This window comes from Bradyrhizobium diazoefficiens USDA 110 (assembly GCF_000011365.1).
In the GTDB taxonomy this organism is placed as follows: Bacteria; Pseudomonadota; Alphaproteobacteria; order Rhizobiales; family Xanthobacteraceae; genus Bradyrhizobium; species Bradyrhizobium diazoefficiens.
Genome location: NC_004463.1, coordinates 2,646,449 through 2,666,992, shown reverse-complemented (window position 1 = coordinate 2,666,992; position 20,544 = coordinate 2,646,449). Strand labels below are relative to the sequence as shown.

The 20,544-nt window shown below is 64.4% G+C and carries 21 protein-coding genes; 7 read left to right on the top strand and 14 right to left on the bottom strand.

Annotation, left to right across the window (positions count from 1 at the left end; genetic code table 11):
- Positions 1-45: 45 nt before the first annotated feature.
- The 3 genes from BJA_RS11995 to BJA_RS11985 all read left to right on the top strand — a co-directional run bounded on the left by BJA_RS11995 (position 46) and on the right by BJA_RS11985 (position 3,447).
- Positions 46-1,347 (top strand): lytic murein transglycosylase, encoded by a 1,302-nt coding sequence (locus tag BJA_RS11995; RefSeq protein ID WP_011085234.1) that lies wholly within the window; start codon positions 46-48, stop codon positions 1,345-1,347.
- A gap of 313 nt (positions 1,348-1,660) precedes the next feature.
- Positions 1,661-2,164 (top strand): DUF1993 domain-containing protein, encoded by a 504-nt coding sequence (locus tag BJA_RS11990; RefSeq protein ID WP_011085233.1) that lies wholly within the window; start codon positions 1,661-1,663, stop codon positions 2,162-2,164.
- Between the two features lie 179 nt (positions 2,165-2,343).
- A complete protein-coding gene (locus BJA_RS11985) occupies positions 2,344-3,447 on the top strand; it encodes an alkene reductase (RefSeq protein ID WP_011085232.1) in 1,104 nt (367 codons plus the stop codon).
- Between the two features lie 115 nt (positions 3,448-3,562).
- Here BJA_RS11985 and BJA_RS11980 read toward each other — a convergent pair whose 3' ends face one another.
- On the bottom strand, positions 3,563-4,306 hold the full coding sequence (locus tag BJA_RS11980; protein ID WP_162494066.1) for a helix-turn-helix transcriptional regulator: 744 nt from the start codon (positions 4,304-4,306) through the stop codon (positions 3,563-3,565).
- A 267-nt stretch (positions 4,307-4,573) separates the two neighbouring features.
- On the opposite strand from BJA_RS11980, the gene BJA_RS11975 reads away from it, so the two are divergent.
- Complete coding sequence (locus tag BJA_RS11975) at positions 4,574-5,620, top strand: alpha/beta hydrolase (protein WP_011085230.1); 1,047 nt, start codon at positions 4,574-4,576, stop codon at positions 5,618-5,620.
- 117 nt (positions 5,621-5,737) lie between these two features.
- On the opposite strand, the gene BJA_RS11970 is transcribed toward BJA_RS11975, so the two are convergent.
- The 7 genes from BJA_RS11970 to glpD all read right to left on the bottom strand — a co-directional run bounded on the left by BJA_RS11970 (position 5,738) and on the right by glpD (position 13,452).
- Entirely contained in the window at positions 5,738-7,480 is a 1,743-nt protein-coding gene (locus BJA_RS11970; RefSeq protein ID WP_038967390.1) for an ABC transporter substrate-binding protein, read from the bottom strand.
- A gap of 130 nt (positions 7,481-7,610) precedes the next feature.
- Entirely contained in the window at positions 7,611-7,940 is a 330-nt protein-coding gene (locus tag BJA_RS11965; RefSeq protein ID WP_011085228.1) for a DUF2160 domain-containing protein, read from the bottom strand.
- Between the two features lie 10 nt (positions 7,941-7,950).
- Positions 7,951-8,757 (bottom strand): carbohydrate ABC transporter permease, encoded by an 807-nt coding sequence (locus BJA_RS11960; protein ID WP_011085227.1) that lies wholly within the window; start codon positions 8,755-8,757, stop codon positions 7,951-7,953.
- Positions 8,757-9,731: a carbohydrate ABC transporter permease gene (locus tag BJA_RS11955; protein WP_011085226.1), complete on the bottom strand. Its 975-nt coding sequence runs from the start codon at positions 9,729-9,731 to the stop codon at positions 8,757-8,759. Before BJA_RS11955 ends, BJA_RS11960 begins: the two co-directional genes overlap by 1 nt.
- A complete protein-coding gene (locus BJA_RS11950; RefSeq protein WP_011085225.1) occupies positions 9,731-10,816 on the bottom strand; it encodes an ABC transporter ATP-binding protein in 1,086 nt (361 codons plus the stop codon). Before BJA_RS11950 ends, BJA_RS11955 begins: the two co-directional genes overlap by 1 nt.
- Before the next feature lie 12 nt (positions 10,817-10,828).
- Positions 10,829-11,905 carry an ABC transporter ATP-binding protein gene (locus tag BJA_RS11945; protein WP_011085224.1) on the bottom strand — a complete coding sequence of 359 codons (1,077 nt, stop codon included), beginning with the start codon at positions 11,903-11,905 and terminating at the stop codon, positions 10,829-10,831.
- Complete coding sequence (glpD, locus tag BJA_RS11940; RefSeq protein WP_011085223.1) at positions 11,902-13,452, bottom strand: glycerol-3-phosphate dehydrogenase; 1,551 nt, start codon at positions 13,450-13,452, stop codon at positions 11,902-11,904. Before glpD ends, BJA_RS11945 begins: the two co-directional genes overlap by 4 nt.
- 232 nt (positions 13,453-13,684) lie before the next feature.
- Between glpD and BJA_RS11935 the strand changes: the two genes are divergently transcribed.
- Together BJA_RS11935 and BJA_RS11930 are read left to right on the top strand one after the other, a co-directional pair.
- Positions 13,685-13,969, top strand: a complete 285-nt coding sequence (locus BJA_RS11935; protein WP_011085222.1) for a type II toxin-antitoxin system Phd/YefM family antitoxin — start codon at positions 13,685-13,687, stop codon at positions 13,967-13,969.
- Positions 13,966-14,391 (top strand): type II toxin-antitoxin system VapC family toxin, encoded by a 426-nt coding sequence (locus BJA_RS11930; RefSeq protein ID WP_011085221.1) that lies wholly within the window; start codon positions 13,966-13,968, stop codon positions 14,389-14,391. The genes BJA_RS11935 and BJA_RS11930 overlap by 4 nt, the downstream gene beginning before the upstream one ends.
- Before the next feature lie 2 nt (positions 14,392-14,393).
- Here the strand turns inward: BJA_RS11930 and BJA_RS11925 are convergent, their stop codons facing one another.
- Positions 14,394-15,239, bottom strand: coding sequence for a DeoR/GlpR family DNA-binding transcription regulator (locus BJA_RS11925; protein ID WP_011085220.1), 846 nt, complete (start codon positions 15,237-15,239; stop codon positions 14,394-14,396).
- A 91-nt stretch (positions 15,240-15,330) separates the two neighbouring features.
- On the bottom strand, positions 15,331-16,017 hold the full coding sequence (locus BJA_RS11920; protein WP_038967389.1) for an HAD family hydrolase: 687 nt from the start codon (positions 16,015-16,017) through the stop codon (positions 15,331-15,333).
- A gap of 155 nt (positions 16,018-16,172) precedes the next feature.
- Between BJA_RS11920 and BJA_RS11915 the strand changes: the two genes are divergently transcribed.
- On the top strand, positions 16,173-16,640 hold the full coding sequence (locus BJA_RS11915; RefSeq protein ID WP_011085218.1) for a nuclear transport factor 2 family protein: 468 nt from the start codon (positions 16,173-16,175) through the stop codon (positions 16,638-16,640).
- Between the two features lie 101 nt (positions 16,641-16,741).
- On the opposite strand, the gene BJA_RS11910 is transcribed toward BJA_RS11915, so the two are convergent.
- From BJA_RS11910 to BJA_RS11895, 4 genes are all read right to left on the bottom strand, one after another.
- Positions 16,742-16,933, bottom strand: a complete 192-nt coding sequence (locus BJA_RS11910; protein WP_028175062.1) for a hypothetical protein — start codon at positions 16,931-16,933, stop codon at positions 16,742-16,744.
- 191 nt (positions 16,934-17,124) lie between these two features.
- On the bottom strand, positions 17,125-17,556 hold the full coding sequence (locus BJA_RS11905) for an acyl-CoA thioesterase (RefSeq protein ID WP_011085217.1): 432 nt from the start codon (positions 17,554-17,556) through the stop codon (positions 17,125-17,127).
- 79 nt (positions 17,557-17,635) lie between these two features.
- The gene (locus BJA_RS11900; protein ID WP_162494065.1) at positions 17,636-18,388 is read right to left on the bottom strand and encodes a fatty acid desaturase CarF family protein; all 753 of its coding nucleotides are present in this window, start codon (positions 18,386-18,388) and stop codon (positions 17,636-17,638) included.
- A gap of 59 nt (positions 18,389-18,447) precedes the next feature.
- Complete coding sequence (locus BJA_RS11895) at positions 18,448-20,544, bottom strand: 3-hydroxyacyl-CoA dehydrogenase NAD-binding domain-containing protein (RefSeq protein WP_038967384.1); 2,097 nt, start codon at positions 20,542-20,544, stop codon at positions 18,448-18,450.

Below are 20,544 nucleotides of genomic sequence, written 5' to 3'. Positions count from 1 at the left end.
TAGACTTCAAGCGAATCCACGCCTTCCCTCCCCGCCGGAACCCCTATGCTCCAGACCCGATTTCTGATCGCGGCCGTCGCGCTCCTCGCATGCTCCGCCACTGCCTCGGCCCAGTTCGCGCCGCCGCCCGCAAGGCCTGCGGCGCCCAAGGCCACCGCGCCCTCGCCGCGCGCAGCCTCGTGCCACAATGGGGCGAGCTTCGATCGCTTCCTGGCCGACGTGAAACAGCAGGCGGTGGCCGCCGGCGTATCGCAGCGGACGATCTCGGAGGCTTCGCCCTACCTCGTCTACGACCAGGGCATCGTCAACCGCGACCGCGGCCAGCGCGTGTTCGGCCAGCTCTTCACCGAGTTCGCCGGCCGCATGGCCGCGCCCTATCGCATGCAGAACGGCCAGCAGCACATCAAGGCCCACGCGGCTGCCTTCGCGCGCGCCGAAAAGGAATATGGCGTGCCGCCGGCGGTGATCGCTGCGTTCTGGGGCCTGGAGAGCGACTTCGGCGCCAACATGGGCAACCTGCCGACGCTGAAATCGCTGGTGTCGCTCGCCTATGACTGCCGCCGCTCGGAGATGTTCGTGAACGAGACCATCGCCGCACTGAAGATCATCGACCGCGGCGATCTCACAGCCGACGAGATGATCGGCTCCTGGGCCGGCGAGCTCGGACAGACGCAGTTCCTGCCCGTGCATTACGTCAACTACGCCGTCGACTATGACGGCGACGGACGGCGCGATCTCCTGCGCAGCGAGCCCGACGTGATCGGCTCGACCGCGAACTACATCGCCAACGGCTTGAAGTGGCGGCGCGGCGAGCCATGGCTGGAGGAGATCAAGGTGCCGCAGAACCTGCCGTGGGAGCAGACCGATCTCACCGTGCAGCAGCCGCGCTCGAAATGGGCGCAGTTAGGCGTGACCTATCCCGACGGCCGGCCGCTGCCGAACGACAATCTCGCGGCGTCCGTGCTGCTGCCGATGGGACGCTTCGGGCCGGCTTTCATGGCGTATGCGAATTTCGCCGCCTACACCGAGTGGAATAACTCGCTGATCTACTCGACCACCGCGGGCTATCTCGCCACCCGCATCGCGGGCGCCGCGCCGATGCGCAAGCCGGCGGCGCCGGTCGCGCAGCTGCCATTCAATGAGCTCAAGCAATTGCAGCAGCTACTGGTCCAGGCCGGCTTCAATGTCGGCAAGGTCGACGGCGTGCTCGGCCAGCAGAGCCGCGCCGCCGTGAAGGCGATGCAGACCAAATACGGCCTGCCGGCCGATTCCTGGCCGACCGCGGAGCTGCTCGCGCGCATGCGCGGCGGCACGGCGCAGGCGCAGCCAGCGGGGGTGGTGCGGTAGGCCCTGCGCGCCCTCATGCCCTTGAGAGCAAAGTCATCGCATATGGCAGCGAGAGTTTGCCGGAAGAGCTCGGCCTGCATGGTTCGAGACGCCCGCTTTGGCGGGCTCCTCACCATGAGGGTCTAATCTTTCGCCGCAGAACGTGACCTCATCCTGAGGGCCCGCCATAGGCGGGCGTCTCGAAGGATGGGCCGCGGGCACTAGAATTTTCGCATCGCAAAAGCGGCTCCTGCGATTGTATTTTTCCATGACGTTCCCATGTGAGTGGATCAGGTTTTCTCCTGAGATTCCTCACCATTGAAGCGAGCATCACATGTCCTTCTACGACGCCGTCGTCCCCGCCTATTTGCAGATGCTGAACAGCCTCACCGGCCTGCTCACGAAAGCCGAGGCGCATTGCGCGGCCAAGAAGGTCGACCCGAGCGTCCTGCTCGGCTCCCGCCTGTTTCCGGACATGCTGCCGCTGTCGAAGCAGATCCAGCTCGTCAGCGACTTCGCCGCCAAGGGCTGCGCGCGGCTGACCCATAGTGAGGTGCCCTCGACGCCCGACACGGAAAAGACGTTTGAGGAGCTGAAGCAGCGGCTGGCCAAGACGATCGACTACGTCAAGTCGTTCAAGCCCGCGCAGTTCGAGGGCGCCGACACCAAGGACGTCACCTTCCCGGCCGGCCCCGACAAATCCATCACCATGAAGGGCCAGCAATTCCTCAGCGCGTTCTCGCTGCCGAACTTCTATTTCCACGCCACGACCGCGCACGGCATCCTGCGCCACAACGGCGTCGAGATCGGCAAGCGCGATTTCCTCGGCGCGAGCTGATTTGCGAAATCGCACGGCCGCGATAGCCGAAATCCGCTGTCGCGGCCAAGATTGCACATGAATTATGCTACGCGGGCGTTGCCGCGTAGCTCGCCTGCACTTTCCGTATGGCTCCTCCCTTGCGCTGATTGCCGCGATGCACAAGTGTTCCGGACCTCTCACCGCCTGGAAGCACTCCCATGAGCCGTTCGACCAAATTGTTTGAGACCTACAAGCTCGGCCCGATCACGCTGGCCAACCGCCTCGTCATGGCGCCGCTGACGCGCAACCGCGCCGTTCCCGGCACGTTCGTCCCCGGCGCGCTCGCCGCCGACTATTACGGCCAGCGTGCGTCCGCGGGCCTCCTGATCACCGAAGCGAGCCAGGTTTCGCAGCAGGGCCAGGGCTACCAGGACACCCCCGGCATCTACTCCAAGGACCAGGTCGCCGGCTGGCGCAAGGTCACCGACAAGGTCCATGAGCGCGGCGGCAAGATCTTCATCCAGCTCTGGCATGTCGGCCGCATCTCGCATGTCGCGCTGCAGGCGAATGGCGCAGCGCCGGTTGCGCCGAGCGCGATCCGCGCCAAGGGCAAGACCTTCGTCAACGGCACCTTTGCCGACGTCTCCGAGCCGCGCGCGCTCGAGCTCTCCGAAATTCGGGGGATCATCGACGACTTCAAGCGCGCCACGAAGAATGCGCTGGAGGCCGGCTTCGACGGCGTCGAGATTCACGGCGCCAACGGCTACCTGCTCGACCAGTTCGCCAAGGACGGCGCCAACAAGCGCACCGACGCTTACGGCGGCTCCATCGAGAACCGCGCGCGGCTGATGCTCGAGGTCTCCAGGGCGGTTGCCGCCGAGGCCGGCACTGAGCGCACCGGCATCCGCATCTCGCCGGTGACGCCCGCCAACGACGTCTCCGACAGCAATCCGCAAGCCTTGTTCGATCACATCGTCGACGGCCTCAGCGCGCTGAAGCTGGTCTATCTCCACGTCGTCGAGGGCGCCACCGGCGGGCCGCGCGACTTCGCACCGTTCGACTATGCGTCCTTGCGCAAGCGCTTCTCCGGCGCCTACGTCGCCAACAACGGCTACGACTTCGATCTGGCGACCAAGGTGCTGGACGCGAACGCGGCCGATCTCATCGCCTTCGGCAAGCCGTTCATCTCCAACCCCGACCTTGTGGAGCGGCTGAAGCAGGGCGCGGCGCTGAACGACTGGGACAAGAACACGTTCTACGGCGGCAGCGCGAAGGGCTACACGGATTACCCGACGCTCGAAGCGGCGGAAGCGGCGCAGTAGAGGCTGCGCGCCTTCCACGCCATCATTGTGAGCGAAGCGACGACACGATCCAGACCGGCTCGGTGGAGATCGAGCTGGATCGGCGTCGCGTCCGCCGCGGGCCGCGGAAACGGCGTCACCGACCCTCGCGGTGGATACGCGCGATGAGAGTCGCCCGATTGGGCGTCTCCAGCTTCTCGAAAACATGGTCGAGGTGTGAGCGGACGGTCCAGTAGCTGATCCCCAGCTTCCGGGCGATGATGCCGTCCGTCAGACCGTCGGCGACCAGACCGACGATCTGGTTCTCCCGATCCGTCAGTTGCGGCAGGCGGTGGCCTGCTGCCGTGCTGGTGCTGTGCACGTCCTTGGTCGCGCGCAGGAGGATCGGCTGCAGCAAGGTCAGCAGCGCCACTTCGCGAGATCCGACGGGGGCCCGGCCGGGAGCACGCCAGAAGCGAAAGTCGCCGACACTTGTGTCACCGTCGTAGAGGTGGAGATCGATACCATCCGTCGTCTGGTGGACGCGCAGGAATTCATTGAAATATCGCGTGCGCTCGAGCTCGGTTCGGTTGATGACCGAATAGATCGGGGTCGGCCCGCGACGGGAACGCAGCCGTGGCGAAATCGGATCGCAACGCTGAAACTCCTCGACATAGGCGCGCGCCATCTCCACTCCGCGTCCGGAGCATGCCGGATTCTCGTAGCGGCCGGTTCGCTGATTCCACCGCGTCGTTCCAATGAAATCCATCGCCAGCAGGCGCTTTAAATCCGCAGCGAGATCCGGCTTGGCCAAAAGCCAATCGGGTCGCAGGGGCTGCAGAAGCCCTTCGCCGACGCGTTTCAGCAGCGTCACTTCGCGCGCAGAAAGTGAAATCGCCATCACCACCCCATGCCATCATCGTGAAGCCGGGCATCCCAGAAAACAGGGATAGGCGACCGATACCTTGGAACATAGGGTTCAACCCGTCAAGCACAGGCAATTTCGCGAACATCCGCGTGCCTGACGGGTGCGCCTTGCACGTGGGGTCGCATGCAGAGCGTACGCCTCTGCTGCGCAGGCCCCCGATGAGATGCGCGCTCTTCAAGAGCGAAGCGCCGGAGATGTGAACGGCGAAGTCTGTTGCGGCCAGGTCGAAGGGGAAATCTCATGACGAGTTCTAGGCAGTTTGCTTTCGGCCGGTCCGGCCATTTGAACGACGATGACGTACGATGGGACGACGATGGCGCCGGATGGGGAGGCGAAAGTCACCGGTTCGATTTCCGTGGCCACGAAGACCACCATGCCATTCACAAGGACCTGGTTCTGTCTGTCGCTCCGACGGCGACGTCCGGCGATTTCAACATGCACGCGGTGCTGGATTCGCCCGGGTCGACCGAGGGCCGACCGCTGATGATCCTGCTGCCCGGCTTCTCGTATGACCATACATATTGGGATCCCCCGGTCGGTAACGGAAAATATTCGTTCGTCGATGCGGCCAATGACGCCGGGTACGCGACCTTGAATCTCGATCGGCTGGGGACGGGAACGAGCGACAAACCGCCGGCCGATTTGACAACGATCCAGGATCAGGCCGACGAGCTGCATCAGATCATTCGGTCCATCAAGAGTGGCGCCCTGAGCAGCTACGGGTTCTCCAAGATCGTCCTGGTCGGTCACTCCCTGGGTTCAGGCATCGCGCAAACCGAGGCCGGCACATACCACGATGCCGACGCGCTCGTGCTCACGGGCTTTCGGCACGAGGTCAACCCGGCAGGCGCCGGCGAGTTCGCCAACGCCATTCGCCCGGCCGCCGGCCAGCCCGACGGGTACCTGACCTTCGACGATCGAAGCTTCCTGTTTGACAGCAACAACACCTCGCCCAAGATCCTTGCCTGGGACGCCTCGCATATCGGCATGGGCACGGCCGCCGAACTGAACTTCGCATTCGCGCTCGATCCGGCGCGCTCGGTGGGAATCACAGCGCCCGTGCTCGAAGTCGTCGGCGATCACGACCTGCTGTTTCAGACCGATCCCTCAACCTTTGCTGCAGAACGCGCCTTCTATCCCAACTCGTCCGACTTCGAGCAACTCGTGGTCAAGAATGCCGGTCACGACGTTACGCTGTCGCAGAATGCGCACCAGACCTTCGCGCAGATCATCGACTTCGTGGAGAAGGTGGCGCCGGTCAATCACCATCACGATTTCCTGGTGTGATCGCCGGTCCGACGGCGCCAATCCCGACACGTAGGTACGATCCAGCGCGTCGGTGCGCGCGCAAAGAAAAAAGGCCGGGATTGCTCCCGGCCTTTGCTCGTCGTGATGAGGCGTACCTTACTGCAGCGAGGCGCGCTTGGGCGGGGTGGCCGGCCACGACTTGATCAGCGTGTCGTAGTCGACCGTCTCGCCCTTCGGCTTCTCGTTGGCGAGCTTGCGCTGCGGAGCGATGGTGCCGTCCTTCTGGGCCTTGGCGAACCAGTATTCGGCCGACTCCTTCTTGTGCAGCTTCGGACCGCAGGCGCCCTGCACGCCGGACTTCTCCAGGCGCTCCATGACGGAGTCCTGGGCAGCGGCCAGCGCGTCCATTGCGGCTTGCGGCGTCTTCGCACCGGACGACGCATCGCCGATGTTCTGCCACCACAGCTGCGCCAGCTTCGGATAGTCGGGCACGTTGTTGCCGGTCGGGGTCCACTGCACGCGCGCCGGCGAGCGGTAGAACTCGATCAGGCCGCCGAGCTTCGGCGCACGCTCGGTGAACGACTTGTCCCAGATGTCGGATTCACGGATGAAGGTGAGACCGACATGGCTCTTCTTCAGCGACACCGTCTTGGAGACGATGAACTGGAGATACAGCCAGGCCGCCTTGCGGCGATCCGCCGGGGTCGACTTCAGAAGCGTGAGCGAGCCCGCGTCCTGATAGCCGAGCTTCATGCCTTCCTTCCAGTACGAACCGTGCGGCGACGGAGCCATACGCCACTTCGGCGTACCGTCCGCGTTCATCACGGCGATGCCCGGCTTCACCATGTCGGCGGTGAAGGCGGTGTACCAGAACATCTGCTGGGCGATGTTGCCCTGCGCCGGCACCGGACCCGACTCGGAGAAGGTCATGCCCTGGGCCTGCGGCGGCGCGTACTTCTTCATCCACTCGAGGTACTTCGTGATCGAGTAGACCGCGGCCGGACCGTTGGTGTCGCCACCACGCTCGACCGAGGAGCCGACCGGACGGCAACCTTCCATGCGGATGCCCCACTCGTCCACCGGCAGACCGTTCGGAATGCCCTTGTCGCCGTTACCGGCCATCGACAGCCAGGCGTCGGTGAAACGCCAGCCGAGCGACGGGTCCTTCTTGCCATAGTCCATATGGCCGTAGACCTTGACGCCGTTGATCTCCTTGATGTCGTTGGTGAAGAACTCGGCGATGTCCTCATAGGCCGACCAGTTCACGGGCACGCCGAGCTCGTAGCCGTACTTGGCCTTGAACTTGGCCTTGTAGTCGGGGTTGGTGAACCAGTCGTAGCGGAACCAGTAGAGGTTGGCGAACTGCTGGTCGGGCAGCTGGTAGAGCTTGCCGTCCGGCGCCGTGCCGAACGACTTGCCGATGAAGTCGTTGACGTCGAGCATGGGGTCGGTGACGTCCTTGCCCTCACCGGTCATGTAGTCCGACAGCGCGATGGTCTGGCCGTAGCGGAAGTGCGTGCCGATCAGGTCGGAATCGTTGATCCAGCCGTCATAGACGTTCTTGCCGGACTGCATCTGGGTCTGCAGCTTCTCGACGACGTCACCTTCCTGGATGATGTCGTGCTTGAGCTTGATACCGGTCAGCTCGGAGAACGCCTTGGCGAGCGTCTGCGACTCGTATTCATGAGTCGCGATGGTTTCCGAGACGACGTTGATCTCCATGCCCTTGAAGGGCTCGGCGGCCTTGGCGAACCACTCCAGCTCCTTCTTCTGGTCGTCCTTCGACAGCGTCGAGGGCTGGAATTCCGCAATCCACTTCTGGATCGCGGCGTCGTCGGCAGCACGAACCGGCGTCGAGACGGTGAACGACACCGCCAGAAGCGCGGCAGTGCTGGACATGGTCAGAAAACTGCTCTTGGTCAATGGACCTTTCCTTCTCCTAAACTGTCGCATGTTGTTCCTCCGTTGCAGCGACAACATTTTATACAGGCCCGGGTTGCCCCCGGATCTGGCCGTCCCTTCGCAAGCTTCAGACCGTGCGGAAAATGAGCACGGCCGTGGCCAGCGAAATTCCACTTGCGAGCCACAGGCTCGAAATCTCAAAACCATCCTCGCCGATCGGCAGCGTCGCGAGCGCGTCGGTGCCGACGAGGCCGATCCACACGAGATGGATGACGGCGGCCGCAATCAGCGAGATGAACAGGCGGTCGCCGCGCGTGGTCGGAATACTGAGCACGCCGACGCGCTCGGCCTCGGGATAGACCGCGGCGAGCCAGGTCATCACGGCCAGCGTGCAGGCGAGCGCGACGAAGAAGATCGCGGTCGGCAGCGTCCAGGCCATCCATGCAATAGATTCCATCGATGCCTCCCTACACCCGGCCGAGCGCGAAGCCGCGCGCGATGTAATTGCGGACGAACCAGATCACCAGCGCGCCCGGAATGATGGTGAGCACACCGGCCGCGGCCAGCAGGCCCCAGTCCATGCCCGCGGCCGACACCGTGCGCGTCATGATCGCCGCGATCGGCTTGGTCTGCACCGAGGTCAGCGTGCGCGCGAGCAAGAGCTCGACCCAGGAGAACATGAAGCAGAAGAAGGCCGCGACACCGATGCCGCTGGCGATCAGCGGCACCAGGATCTTGATGAAGAAGCGCGGGAAGGAATAGCCGTCGAGGAACGCGGTCTCGTCGATCTCGCGCGGCACGCCGGAGACGAAACCTTCGAGGATCCAGACCGCCAGCGGAACGTTGAAGATGCAGTGCGCCAGCGCAACGGCCCAGGGCGTATCGAACAGCCCGATCGCCGAATAGAGGTTGAAGAACGGCAGCGCATAGACCGCCGCCGGCGCCATGCGGTTCGACAGCAGCCAGAAGAACAGGTGCTTGTCGCCGAGGAAACGGTAGCGCGAGAAGGCGTAGGCCGCCGGCAGCGCCACCGAGATCGAGATGATGGTGTTGAGGACGACGTATTCCAGCGAATTGATGTAGCCGGAGTACCAGCTCTCGTCGGTGAAGATGCGCCTGTAGTGCTGGAGCGTCGGGGCGTGCGGCCACAGCGTCATCGTCGAGACGATCTCGCTGTTGGTCTTGAAGCTCATGTTGACGAGCCAGTAGATCGGCAGCAGCAGGAAGACCAGGAACAGCCCCATGATGAGGCGGCGGCCGGGAATCGAATGCATCAGGCCACTCCTTCCTTCGGCTTGAGCGCGGGCGCAGGCTGGAGCACACCTGCGGGTTTCGGCTCCGCCGCCGGCTCCTTCTCCGCCTGTGCCTTACGCTCGACGCCTGCATTGGTCATGACGGTGTAGAAGATCCAGCAGACGATCAGGATGATCAGATTGTAGACCAGCGACAGCGCGGCGGCCTTGCCGAGGTCGAACTGGCCGAGCGCGATCTTGACAAGCTCGATCGAGACGAAGGTGGTCGAGTTGCCGGGTCCGCCGCCGGTGACGACGAACGGCTCGGTGTAGATCATGAAGCTGTCCATGAAGCGCAGCAGCACCGCGATCAAGAGCACGCGGTTCATCTTCGGCAGCTGGATCGCCTTGAACACGGCCCAGCGCGAGGCGCCGTCGATTTGCGCCGCCTGGTAATAGGCGTCCGGGATCGACTTCAGGCCGGCGTAGCAGAGCAGCGCGACCAGGCTGGTCCAGTGCCAGACGTCCATCACGATGACCGTGACCCAGGCGTCGACTGCGTTGGACACGTAGTTGTAGTCGAGGCCCATCGCATTGAGCGTATAGCCGAGCAGGCCGATGTCGGGTCGACCGAAGATCTGCCAGATGGTGCCGACGACGTTCCACGGAATCAGCAGCGGCAGCGCGAGGATGACGAGGCAGGCCGCGACGGTCCAGCCGTCGCGCGGCATCGACAGCGCAACGACGATGCCGAGCGGCACCTCGATGGCGAGGATCACCAGCGAGAAGAACAGATTGCGGCCGAGCGACGCGAGGAAGCGGCCGCCGAGATCGGTCGAGGGATCGAGCAGCTCCTTGAACCAGCCGACGCCGTTCCAGAAGAACTGGTTGTTGCCGAACGTGTCCTGCATCGAATAGTTCACCACCGTCATCAGCGGCAGCACCGCCGAGAAGGCGACGACCAGGAACACCGGCAGCACCAGGAACCAGGCTTTTTGGTTGATGGTCTTGTCCATCAGGCGGCTCCCTCCACCAGAAGGCTGTCGGCATAGACGTGGACGTGCGACGGATCGAACTTCAGCCCGGCGGTGCCGTCCGCGCTGGTGAAGCCCGCCGGCGCGCGCGCCGCGATCTTGGCCTCGCCGATGCGGACGCGCGCGAAGCGGATGCGGCCGAGGTCGTCGATGCGTTCGACCTTTGCGGTGAGCAGGCCAGGTGCCGGCGCGACGGCGTCGACGAACTCCGGACGCACGCCGATCTCGATCTTCGCGCCCGCGGGCAGATTGTCGTAGCTGCGGCCCAGCGCGATGACATTCCCGCCGATGCGCGCCTCGCGGCCCCTCACCTCGGCCGGCAGGATGTTCATGCCGGGCGAACCGATGAAATAGCCGACGAAGGTGTGCGCTGGCTTGTCGAACAGCTCGGCGGGCGTGCCGCTCTGCACCACGCGGCCGTCATGCATGACGACGACGGTGTCGGCGAAGGTCAGCGCCTCGGTCTGGTCGTGGGTGACGTAGATCATCGTCAGGTCGAGCTCGCGATGCAGCGCCTTCAATTTCGAGCGCAGCTGCCATTTCAACTCGGGATCGATCACGGTCAGCGGCTCGTCGAACAGCACCGCGGCGACGTCGTTGCGCACGAGGCCGCGGCCGAGCGAGATCTTCTGCTTGGCGTCCGCCGTGAGCCGCGTCGCCTTGCGGTTCAAATAGGGATCGAGGTCGAGCAGACGGCCGATCTCGGCGACGCGCCTGTCGATCTCGGCTTTCGGCACGCCGCGGTTCTTCAGCGGAAACGCCAGGTTCTCCCCCACCGTCATGGTGTCGTAGATCACCGGAAACTGGAACACCTGGGCGATGTTGCGCTTCTGGGTTGACAGCGGTGTGATGTCCACCCCGTCGAACAGGATTTTCCCCCGCGACGGCGTGATGATGCCGGAGATGACGTTGAGCAGCGTGGTCTTGCCGCAGCCGGACGGCCCAAGCAGCGCATAGGCGCCGCCCTGCCGCCAGGTCATGGTCACCGGCTTCAGCGCAAAGCTTTCCTGCGGCGCAGCGTTGCCGCCGTAGGAGTGGGCGAGATCGACGAGGTCAATGCGGGCCATGGCGCATCCCCCTCACGAGTTTGGAGCTGCGACGAGGCGATCAGCCGCGTCGAATACGAAGACATCATTGGGATCGAGCACGGCATCGATGGTCTGGCCGGGCTCGAACTCGTGCACGCCGTGCAGCACCGCCACCCAGTTCGATCCGTCGCGGGTCAGATGCACGAAACTCTCCGAACCGGTGATCTCGGTCACCGTGACAGTGGCATGGAAGGCATGGCGGTCGGTCTCACCATTGGCGAGCGCAAGCTGATGCGCGCGAAAACCGACGCGATAGGCGCCGTCGGCGAGAGCGGAATAGAGGCCGGACGCCGGCGCGGCGATACCTCCCGCATATTGCACCGAACCGTTCTTCTTCTCGATGCCGACGAGGTTGAGCGGCGGGTCGGAGAATACCTGGGCAACCCGCAGCGTCTGCGGACGGCGATAGACGCTGGGCGTCTCGCCGATCTGAAGCGCCTGGCCCTCCCACATGCACACCGTATTGCCGCCGAGCAGCAGCGCCTCGGTCGGCTCGGTGGTGGCATAGACGAAGATCGCGCCCGAGGCCTCGAAGATGCGCGGCAGCTCGGCGCGCAGTTCCTCGCGCAGCTTGTAATCGAGATTGGCGAGCGGCTCGTCGAGCAGCACGAGATCGGCGCCCTTGACCAGCGCACGCGCCATCGCAGTGCGCTGCTGCTGGCCGCCGGAGAGCTGGAGCGGCGTGCGCTTCAGGAACGGCTCGAGCCTGAGCAGCTTTGCGGCTTCCGCCACGCGCGCCTCGATCTCCTCGCGCGGCTTGCCCTGCACGCGCAAGGGCGAAGCGATGTTCTCATAGACCGTGAACGAGGGGTAATTGATGAATTGCTGATAGACCATGGCAACCGATCGCTGGCGCACATCGACGCCGGTGACGTCCTTGCCGTTGACCAGCACCTTGCCCGTGGTCGGCTTGTCGAGGCCGGCGAGCAACCGCATGATCGAGGTCTTGCCCGACAGCGTCGGCCCGAGCAGCACGTTGAGCGTGCCGCTCTCGAGCGTCAGCGAGACGTCGCGGATGTGCGCGACACCATCGACGGTCCGGGTCACGTGATCGAGCGTGACGGTCATGAGCGTCCTCCCGCTTCCAGCAGGGGACTTTGCAGCACGGCGTTGGTCCTGATCCAGTCGTCAAGCGCAGCGACCTCGTCGGCAGATAGTCGCAGGCCGAGCTTGGAACGGCGCCAGACGATATCCTCGGCGGTAACCGCCCATTCGTTGGCCATGAGATAGCGGACCTCGCGCTCGGTGAGCGTCGCGCCGAAGGCCTGGCCGAGGTCGGCGGCCGATTTCGCATCGCCAAGCAGCTTGATCGCACGGGTGCCATAGGCGCGCGCGAGGCGGCGCGCATGCGCATGGCCGAGGAAGGGATAGCCGCGCTGGAGCTCGGCGATCAGCCCGTCGATGTCGGACACATCCATGTCGCCACCGGGAAGCGGCCATTTCCCGGTCCAGCCCTCGCGCGCTTTCGCGCTGCGAAGATAGGGCGAAAGCCGCTCCAGCGCCTCCTCGGCGAGGCGGCGGTAGGTCGTGATCTTGCCGCCATAGATCGAGAGCAGCGGCGAGCCGCCGGGCGTGTCGAGCTCGAACACGTAGTCGCGCGTTGCGGCCTTGGCTTCGCTGGCGCCATCGTCATAGAGCGGCCGCACGCCGGAATAGGTCCAGACCACGTCCTCTGAAGTCACCGGCTTCGCCAGATATTCGCTCGCGGCGGCGCAGAGATACTGGATCTCCTCCGGCGTCGCCTTCACCTTGGCGGGATCGCCGTCATAGTCGCGGTCGGTGGTGCCGATCAGCGTGAAATCGTCCTGGTACGGGATCACGAAGATGATGCGGCCGTCCGCATTCTGGAACATGTAGGCACGGTCGTGGTCGTAGAGCTTCTTGACCACGATATGCGAGCCCTGCACCAGGCGCACCTTGGCTTTTGCGTTGACGCCGGCTCCGCGGCCGAGCACGTCCTCGACCCAGGGGCCGCCGGCATTGACCAGCGCGCGGGCCTGGACCTGCGAGCGCGCACCGGTCAGCGTGTTGACCATGCTGACCGTCCATACGCCGTCGGCCTGGCGGATCTCGGTGGCACGGGTGCGAGTGCGGATCTCGGCGCCCTTGTCGGCGGCATCGCGCGCGTTGAGCACGACGAGGCGGGCGTCGTCGACGAAGCAGTCGGAATATTCGAAGGCGCGGCTGTAGCGATTCGGGATCAGCGGGCGGCCGACCTCGTCACGCCCAAGATCGACCGAACGGGTCGCCGGCAGCAGATGGCGGCCGCCGATGTGGTCATAGAGGAACAGGCCGAGGCGCAGCAGCCAGGCCGGGCGCAGCCCTGCGTGATGCGGCAAAACGAAACGCAAGGGGCGGATGATGTGGGGCGCGATGCCCCAGAGGATCTCGCGTTCGATCAACGCCTCGCGGACCAGGCGAAACTCGTAATATTCGAGATAGCGCAGGCCGCCATGCACCAGCTTGGTCGACCAGGACGACGTCCCGCTCGCCAGATCGTTCATTTCGCACAGGAAAACCGTGTTGCCGCGGCCCACCGCGTCGCGCGCGATGCCACAGCCGTTAACACCGCCTCCGATAATGGCGAGGTCGAAAATACGCTCCAACAGACGCATCCCCCGGCGACTCGCTCGTTCCTTCGAGCGACTACTTTCGTTTTTGATTAGATCACACCGAAAAGCGAAAGCAAGATGAAAGAGAGGCGAAGGGAAGTGAAAGCGGAACTTTTTAGTGGGCAATCGGACGAGGAAATGAGCAGCTTAGACGGCAATTCGAGAAGCAATAGCGCGCTTGAATGGTCAGCCACGATAGATTATAGTCATAATAGTCATATTGGTTCTTGCTGGCATGGCCGATCACAACACTGCACCCGACACGCTTCCGGCTGATGACACGTGGACGCTTGCCAACGCCAAGGCACGACTGTCCCAGGTGATCGACCGCGCCCAAACCGGCCCGCAGATCATCACCCGTCACGGCAAGCCGAACGCCGTGATCGTTTCCGCAGAGGAATGGGCCCGCAAGACCGCACGCAAAGGCACGTTGGCCGAATTCCTACTGGCCTCGCCGCTGCGCGGCGCCGACCTCGCACTTGAACGCATGCACGATGCGCCGCGCGACGAGATGCCGTGAACCTGCTGCTCGACACCAACGTACTGTCGGAAGTTCAGCGGCCAGCCCCCTCGCCGAAAGTCTTGGCTTGGCTTGACACGATCGATGAAGATCGTGCGTTCATCAGCGTCGCATCGATCGCCGAGCTTCGCCGCGGCATCGCATTGCTGGAGGACGGCCGCCGGCGCTCGGCACTGGCCGCCTGGCTCGCCCACGATCTACCGGCGCGGTTTGCCGACCGCGTCCTGCCGATCGACCACGCGGTGGCCGAGCACTGGGGCGACCTGATGGCTCAGAGCCGCAGGAGCGGCGTCACATTGTCTGTCATGGACGGCTTCTTTGCCGCAACCGCGCTCGCGCACAGCCTCTCGCTCGTCACGCGCAACGTGAAGGATTTCGCTGCATTCGGCGTCCCCCTGCTCAATCCGTGGGACGACCCATAGCCCTATCTCAACCGCACCACCGGCGCCACTTCGGGTGCAGCTTCCTGAGCATCGGCCTGCACATCATCGATGTCCGCCCCCTTCGGCATCGCCTCCACCACTTCGATGCCCTTGCTGTGGCAGATGGTGGCGAGGCGTTCGGGAAGCTCCTGGTCGGTGACGAAGGTCTGGATCTGGGTCATGTGGGCGATGCGCACCGGCGCGCTGCGGCGGAGTTTTGTGGAATCGGCGACCAGCATGACACTGCGGGCATTGGCGATGATGGCCTGCGCGACCTGCACCTCGCGATAGTCGAAGTCCAGCAGCGCGCCCTCCTCGTCGATCGCGGATGCGCCGATGATGGCGTAGTCGACCTTGAACTGGCCGATCAGCTGCGTCGCGGTCGAGCCGACCACCGCGCCGTCGGCGCGCCGCACCGTGCCGCCGGCGACCACCACCTCGATGCGGGGATGGCGGTAGAGCAGCATCGCGACGTTGAGGTTGTTGGTGATGACGAGGAGATCCTCATGCGAGGTCAGCGCGCTCGCGACCTCCTCCGTCGTGGTGCCGATGTTGATGAAGAGCGAGCATCCGTTCGGGATGAGCGATGCGGCCGCAGCCCCGATCGCCTTCTTCTCCTCGGCGGCAACGAAGCGGCGCGCCTCATAGGCGAGGTTTTCCACGCCCGAGGCGATGATGGCGCCGCCATGGATGCGGGTCAGCGAACGCCGTTCGCAGAGGTCGTTGAGATCCTTGCGGATGGTCTGCGCCGAGACCTCGAACCGGCGCGCGAGCTCCTCGACCATGACGCGGCCGGAGGCGCGCGCGATGTTGAGGATTTCGGCTTGGCGATGGGTCAATCCGGTCACGGCAATGCCCTCAAATCAGGAAGGTGCATGGTGCGGCGGTTCGCGCCATCGGTCAATGCGCCCGCCGATCACGGTTAACGGATGAGGCCTCTCACCACGCCATCGCGGCAGCCAGAGGCGCGAGCAGGGCCGGATCGTCGAAGGCGCCGGCGGAGGCGACCGCGCCGGCGGCAACCAGGTCGGCATGGCTGAGGCTGGTCCGGATGCCGATGGTCGGAATGCCGGCCGCGGTGGCCGATTGCACGCCGGTGCGGGAGTCCTCGAATGCGACCGAGGTTTCCGGCCTCGCGCCGACGAAGCGCAAGCCTTCCTGATAGGGCAGCGGATGCGGCTTGCCGTGCGGCAGCTCGTCGCCGATCACGAGCGCCTTGAAACGGTCCGTGATGCCGAGGCCGGAGAGCAGCAGTTCGGCGTTGAGACGCGGCGCGTTGGTCACGGCAACCATGGGAACGCCGGCCGCGTCCGCCCGGTCGAGCAGCGCCATCAGACCCGGCAGCGGCTCGATCTGCCCGGCGACGAGCGCGCGGAAGACTTCCTCCTTTTCATCGAGGATCGAGGCGCGCCGTTCCGGCGCCTCGTCGGGCAGAAAGCGCTCACCGATCGATACATTGGCGAACCCTTGCAGCTCCCTCGAGAACCGCGCGTGATCGAAGACATGGCCGCGAGGGCCGAGCACCTCGTTGAAAGCCTTCAAGTGCAGCGGGTCGGTATTGGCAAGCGTACCGTCGATGTCGAACAGCAATGCCCTGCCCGTCGCATTGTCCTTGGCCTCGATCATTTCCGTACTTTCCCAAATGCACGACGCATCGATGCGCGACACGTATCAATATGGCTGCGATCACGCAATGACGCATGCGCATGACGACGACGTGACCACTCGACAAAGCCGCGCGCGGCTGTAACACTCTCATCAAGAGCAAAAAGGAGGAAACGATGACGATCAACCGACGCGATCTGGCTCTCTCGACCCTTGCCGTTCCAGCTCTTGCCATCTCTGCGCTCGCCCTTACGACACCGGCGCTGGCCGCGGCGGCGGACGAAGAAGCCGTGGCGAAGAAGGTCGAGGCCTTCCGCCTCGCCCAGATCGCGGCCGATCCGAAGGCGCTCGGCGCGCTGTGCTGGGACGATCTGAGCTACAGCCATTCCAGCGGCAAGGTGGAGGACAAGGCGACCTTCATCACCAACGCCACCGACGGCAAATCGAAATTCCTGTCGATCGAATACAAGGACCCGACCATCAAGGTCGTCGGCCCGGCCGCGATCGTGCGCTTCCACTGGGTCGCGGAACAGGAGATGGCGGCCGATGGGAAAAAAGTGCCGACCAACCTTCACATCCTGATGAACTGGCAGAAGCAGGGCGACGACTGGAAGCTGCTGTCACGCGCGGCGACGAAATTGTGATGGCGCTTCTTACCCTCTCCCCTTCTTGCGGGAGAGGGCAAGACGAAGTGCGCGGCAAAATATTCTGGGTTCGCGCTACGCGCGCCCCGGAATGACAGAGACTACGCCGCTTCCTTCACATCGCCGTTAACCAGCTTGCGCGCAGCGCGCTCGGCTTCGCGGGCGTTGCGGAAGAGCTGGCCTTCGAGGCGGTAGAAGCGGTCGGATGAGGCGAAGAAGCAATAGCCTCCTTGAGAGCGAACGACGATACCTGCGGTCTGTGAATTAACTTCGATGATGTAGCTGTCCGGCATGGCCCGTGGATTCCTCAAGTGCGGGCAAATAACGACACTTCTGCCCAAAGGTTCCTGGGCATTTGAGGCCGTTTCCACCCCGAATCGACACTCAATTGAGTACGCCGGGACCTCATCCGTTTTATGACTTGTTCTTGGCGAAGACGCGACGACCGCGGACGCAACGTCGCGCGGTGATGCGCCGCGTACGGCTACGTCGCGATCGGCGTATCGGTGGGGGTTATCGACTGCGGACGGCCGTGATCGTCGATCGAGACATAGGTGAAGTTGCCGTCGGTGACGAGGAACGGGTCCGCCTCCCTGCGGCGAAGCGCCCAGGCTTCGAGATGCACGGTGAGCGAGGTGCGTCCGACCCGCACGAGATTGGCGTAGACCGAGACGAGATCGCCGACATACACCGCTTTGCGAAAATTCATCGCCTCGATCGCAACGGTTACGGTGCGCGACTTCGCGACCTTCGAGGCGAACACGCCGCCGCCGACGTCCATCTGGCTGAGCAGCCAGCCGCCGAAAATGTCGCCATTGGCGTTGGTGTCGGCGGGCATCGCCAGCGTGCGAATGCAGAGATCGCCGCTCGGCTCGGTATCGGAGCTGAAAGGGGTTTTGACGTGCGTGTCGGTCATATGGTTGATCTCCGCGGCTCTCGGCTCTGGATACAAAGCCGCGGCGCCTTGCGCAACATCGGCACGCGACAAGCTTGCGCTATCCAGCCGGCCGCGGCGTCTCGACGAAGATTCCGGTATCGTTGAGCTTGCGTTGCCACTCCGCATCGTCGGCCCGCGGCGTGCGCCCTGTCGTTGCCGTCACGAGCCGTTCCAGCCTGCTCCAAAGCCGGAGACTGTCGCACGGATAGTTGGCCCATCCATTGATGACACAATAGCGGACAGTGTGGTCGCGGTGGTGACGCAAATGATGCTCGGGTGAGCAGACCAGATGCAGCCTTTGCGCCATGCGCAGGAGCGGCGGGCGGACCCGCCAATGCGCAAGATTATGAAAGCTCATGCCAAACAGCATGCAAGTCGCGATCACGAACCAGACGATCATCAGCGCGTAAGTGAGTGCGGAAACCGGGAACAACGCCGTGATCGCGGCCGAAATGCCGACCACCACGGCGCTCGGTGCCGCACCGAGGGAAGCCTGGTCGAGGAATTCGTAGAGCAGGACGTGGCTCGGATGGGTGTGATGCTCTCGCGTCATCGCGATGCCGCGGCCGAGCCCCCCCTCGTCGAGCCACGTGTCGACCGCCCAATGCACCAGCCCCGAAAAAAAATCAGCGAGGAAATAACCGATCAGGAGTGCCACGATCAGCCACGGCCAGCGCAATCCTGCCGCGTGGTAACATCCGACGAGATAAATTGCGCAGCACAGGACCACGACGGCATCAGCCGCACAACACAGCCGCGTGATGATGATCTCGCGCAAGGTCGCATGCTTGAAGAACGGGATCGTCGGCATCGGCGATGCTCCTCCACGGGCTCCACTACCCATAATAGCATCTTTTGCCGACATCATCCCTATTTCAAATTGTCCCAGCCCGGATCGGGCGCGAAACGACCGCCGAACCGATCGGCGAGCTCGCGCAAGGTGGACACGACATTATCCACGCCGCGCGTGCGCGCATAGTTCAGCGGGCCGCCGCGGAACGGCGCATACCCTGTGCCGAAGATCATGGCGCCGTCGACCGCATCGGGATCCTCGACAATGCCCTCGCGCAGCGCCGCGACGCAGACGTTGGACATCGGCAGCACCAGGCGGTCGATCATCTGGTCGGTCACGCGCGGGCCGGTCTCGGGAAGCGGCACCTTCTCGGCCTTGCCGTCCTTCCAGGTGTAGAAGCCCCTGCCGGTCTTGCGGCCGAGCTCGCCTTTGGCGACCTTCTCGCGCAGCCATGCCGGCGTCGGCGGCAGCAGATCGCCGAACTTGGTGCGCAGCATGTCGCCGACATCGAGGCAGATGTCGAGCCCGACCTGGTCGGCAAGCTCGATCGGCCCCATCGGCATGCCGAACTGCTCGGCCGCGGCGTCGATCAGGCGCTGGTCGATCTTCTCGTCCAGCATCACCATTGCCTCCAGCATGTAGAGCGTCAGCGCGCGGTTGACGAGGAAGCCGGGCGAGCTCTTCACGGCGAGCGGCAGGCGGTCGATCGCACCGACAAAGGCGAGTGCCTCCCTCAAGACCTGTGCATCGTTGCCGTCATGGCTGACGACCTCGACCAATTGCAGCCGCGACACCGGATTGAAAAAGTGCAGCCCGACCAGCCGATCGGGCCGCGCCAGCGTGGTGCGCAGGTCCTGAAGCGGAATGCTCGAGGTGTTGGTCGCAAGAATCGCACCCGGCTTCATCTTCGGCTCGAGACCGGCATAGACTTTCTGCTTGAGCTCCAGCTTTTCCGGCACCGCCTCGATGACGAGATCGGCGTTGCGGACGCCCTCGCCGTCCATGTCCGGAATCAGGCGATCGAGCGCGTCGCGCACCTCGGTGGGTTTTCGGATGATCTTGCCGTAAAGCTCGGCCGCACGCTTCACCGCCCCTGCGATCGGCTCCGCCTTCATGTCGGCGAGCGAGACCCGCAGCCCCTGCCCCGCACACCATGCTGCGATGTCGCCGCCCATGGCGCCGGCGCCGATGACATGGACATGCTTCACCGCGTTGCCGGCGCCTGCCGCCTTCTTCATCTGCTCGCGCAGGAAGAAGACGCGGATCAGATTCTGCGCGGTGGGCGTCACCATCAGCTTGGCGAACGAGGCCTGCTCGGCCGCCAGCATCGCGGCTTTGCTGTCGCCATGCGTTTCCCAGAGATCGATCAGCGCGTAAGGCGCCGGATAGTGCTCGCGCGGTGCGGCCTTCGCCGCCTCCGAGCGCATGCGCTTGGCCAGCAGTCCACGCACCGGCCCGAGATTGGCCGCCCGCGTCAGCAGGCCAGGCTTGGCCCGCTTCAGCCGGCCGAACAGCACGTCTTTCACGGCGCCACGGACGTGGCGTTCCTGCGTCACGGTGTCGACGAGGCCTAGCGATTTGGCGCGGCGCGCATCGATGGTACGGCCGGTCAGCATCAAGGCCATCGACTGGGTCGGATTGACCAGCGCCGTGAAACGGGCAGTGCCGCCGAGACCGGGATGCAGGCCGAGCATCACCTCCGGGAAGCCGAAGCGCGCACCCTCGATGGCGATGCGCGACTGGCAGGCGAGCGCGATCTCGAGCCCGCCGCCGAGGCAGAAGCCGTGGATGACCGCGACCGTCGGCAGCCTCAAGGCCTCCAGATGGTCGACGACGGCATGCGCGGCGCGGATGCGCGTCTCCACCATCTCGGGATCGCTGGCACCGCGGAATTCGTTGACGTCGGCGCCGGCGATGAAGCCGGACGGTTTGGCCGAGCGGATCACGAGACCTGCGGGGCGTTCGGTCTCGATCGCGGCGAGCACCGCGTCGAACTCTTCCATCACGTCGGAGGAGAGCGTATTGGCGCTCGCATCGGCGCGATCGAACAGCAGCCAGGCGACACCGTCGGCATCGCGTGTGAGCTTGAAGTGCTTGTATGGACTGTCTGCCGCGGGCTGAGGCCCGAGCGTCAGCACGCGGTCGCCGAGCGCGGTCATGATCCTGGAATCCAT

Coding starts and splice junctions, on each gene's coding strand:
- BJA_RS11995 (WP_011085234.1), top strand. CDS start 46: ATGCTCCAGACCCGATTTCTGATCGCGGCCGTCGCGCTCCTCGCATGC.
- BJA_RS11990 (WP_011085233.1), top strand. CDS start 1,661: ATGTCCTTCTACGACGCCGTCGTCCCCGCCTATTTGCAGATGCTGAAC.
- BJA_RS11985 (WP_011085232.1), top strand. CDS start 2,344: ATGAGCCGTTCGACCAAATTGTTTGAGACCTACAAGCTCGGCCCGATC.
- BJA_RS11980 (WP_162494066.1), bottom strand. CDS start 4,306: ATGGCGATTTCACTTTCTGCGCGCGAAGTGACGCTGCTGAAACGCGTC.
- BJA_RS11975 (WP_011085230.1), top strand. CDS start 4,574: ATGACGAGTTCTAGGCAGTTTGCTTTCGGCCGGTCCGGCCATTTGAAC.
- BJA_RS11970 (WP_038967390.1), bottom strand. CDS start 7,480: ATGTCCAGCACTGCCGCGCTTCTGGCGGTGTCGTTCACCGTCTCGACG.
- BJA_RS11965 (WP_011085228.1), bottom strand. CDS start 7,940: ATGGAATCTATTGCATGGATGGCCTGGACGCTGCCGACCGCGATCTTC.
- BJA_RS11960 (WP_011085227.1), bottom strand. CDS start 8,757: ATGCATTCGATTCCCGGCCGCCGCCTCATCATGGGGCTGTTCCTGGTC.
- BJA_RS11955 (WP_011085226.1), bottom strand. CDS start 9,731: ATGGACAAGACCATCAACCAAAAAGCCTGGTTCCTGGTGCTGCCGGTG.
- BJA_RS11950 (WP_011085225.1), bottom strand. CDS start 10,816: ATGGCCCGCATTGACCTCGTCGATCTCGCCCACTCCTACGGCGGCAAC.
- BJA_RS11945 (WP_011085224.1), bottom strand. CDS start 11,905: ATGACCGTCACGCTCGATCACGTGACCCGGACCGTCGATGGTGTCGCG.
- glpD (WP_011085223.1), bottom strand. CDS start 13,452: ATGCGTCTGTTGGAGCGTATTTTCGACCTCGCCATTATCGGAGGCGGT.
- BJA_RS11935 (WP_011085222.1), top strand. CDS start 13,685: ATGGCCGATCACAACACTGCACCCGACACGCTTCCGGCTGATGACACG.
- BJA_RS11920 (WP_038967389.1), bottom strand. CDS start 16,017: ATGATCGAGGCCAAGGACAATGCGACGGGCAGGGCATTGCTGTTCGAC.
- BJA_RS11915 (WP_011085218.1), top strand. CDS start 16,173: ATGACGATCAACCGACGCGATCTGGCTCTCTCGACCCTTGCCGTTCCA.
- BJA_RS11910 (WP_028175062.1), bottom strand. CDS start 16,933: ATGCCGGACAGCTACATCATCGAAGTTAATTCACAGACCGCAGGTATC.
- BJA_RS11905 (WP_011085217.1), bottom strand. CDS start 17,556: ATGACCGACACGCACGTCAAAACCCCTTTCAGCTCCGATACCGAGCCG.
- BJA_RS11900 (WP_162494065.1), bottom strand. CDS start 18,388: ATGCCGACGATCCCGTTCTTCAAGCATGCGACCTTGCGCGAGATCATC.
- BJA_RS11895 (WP_038967384.1), bottom strand. CDS start 20,544: ATGGATTCCAGGATCATGACCGCGCTCGGCGACCGCGTGCTGACGCTC.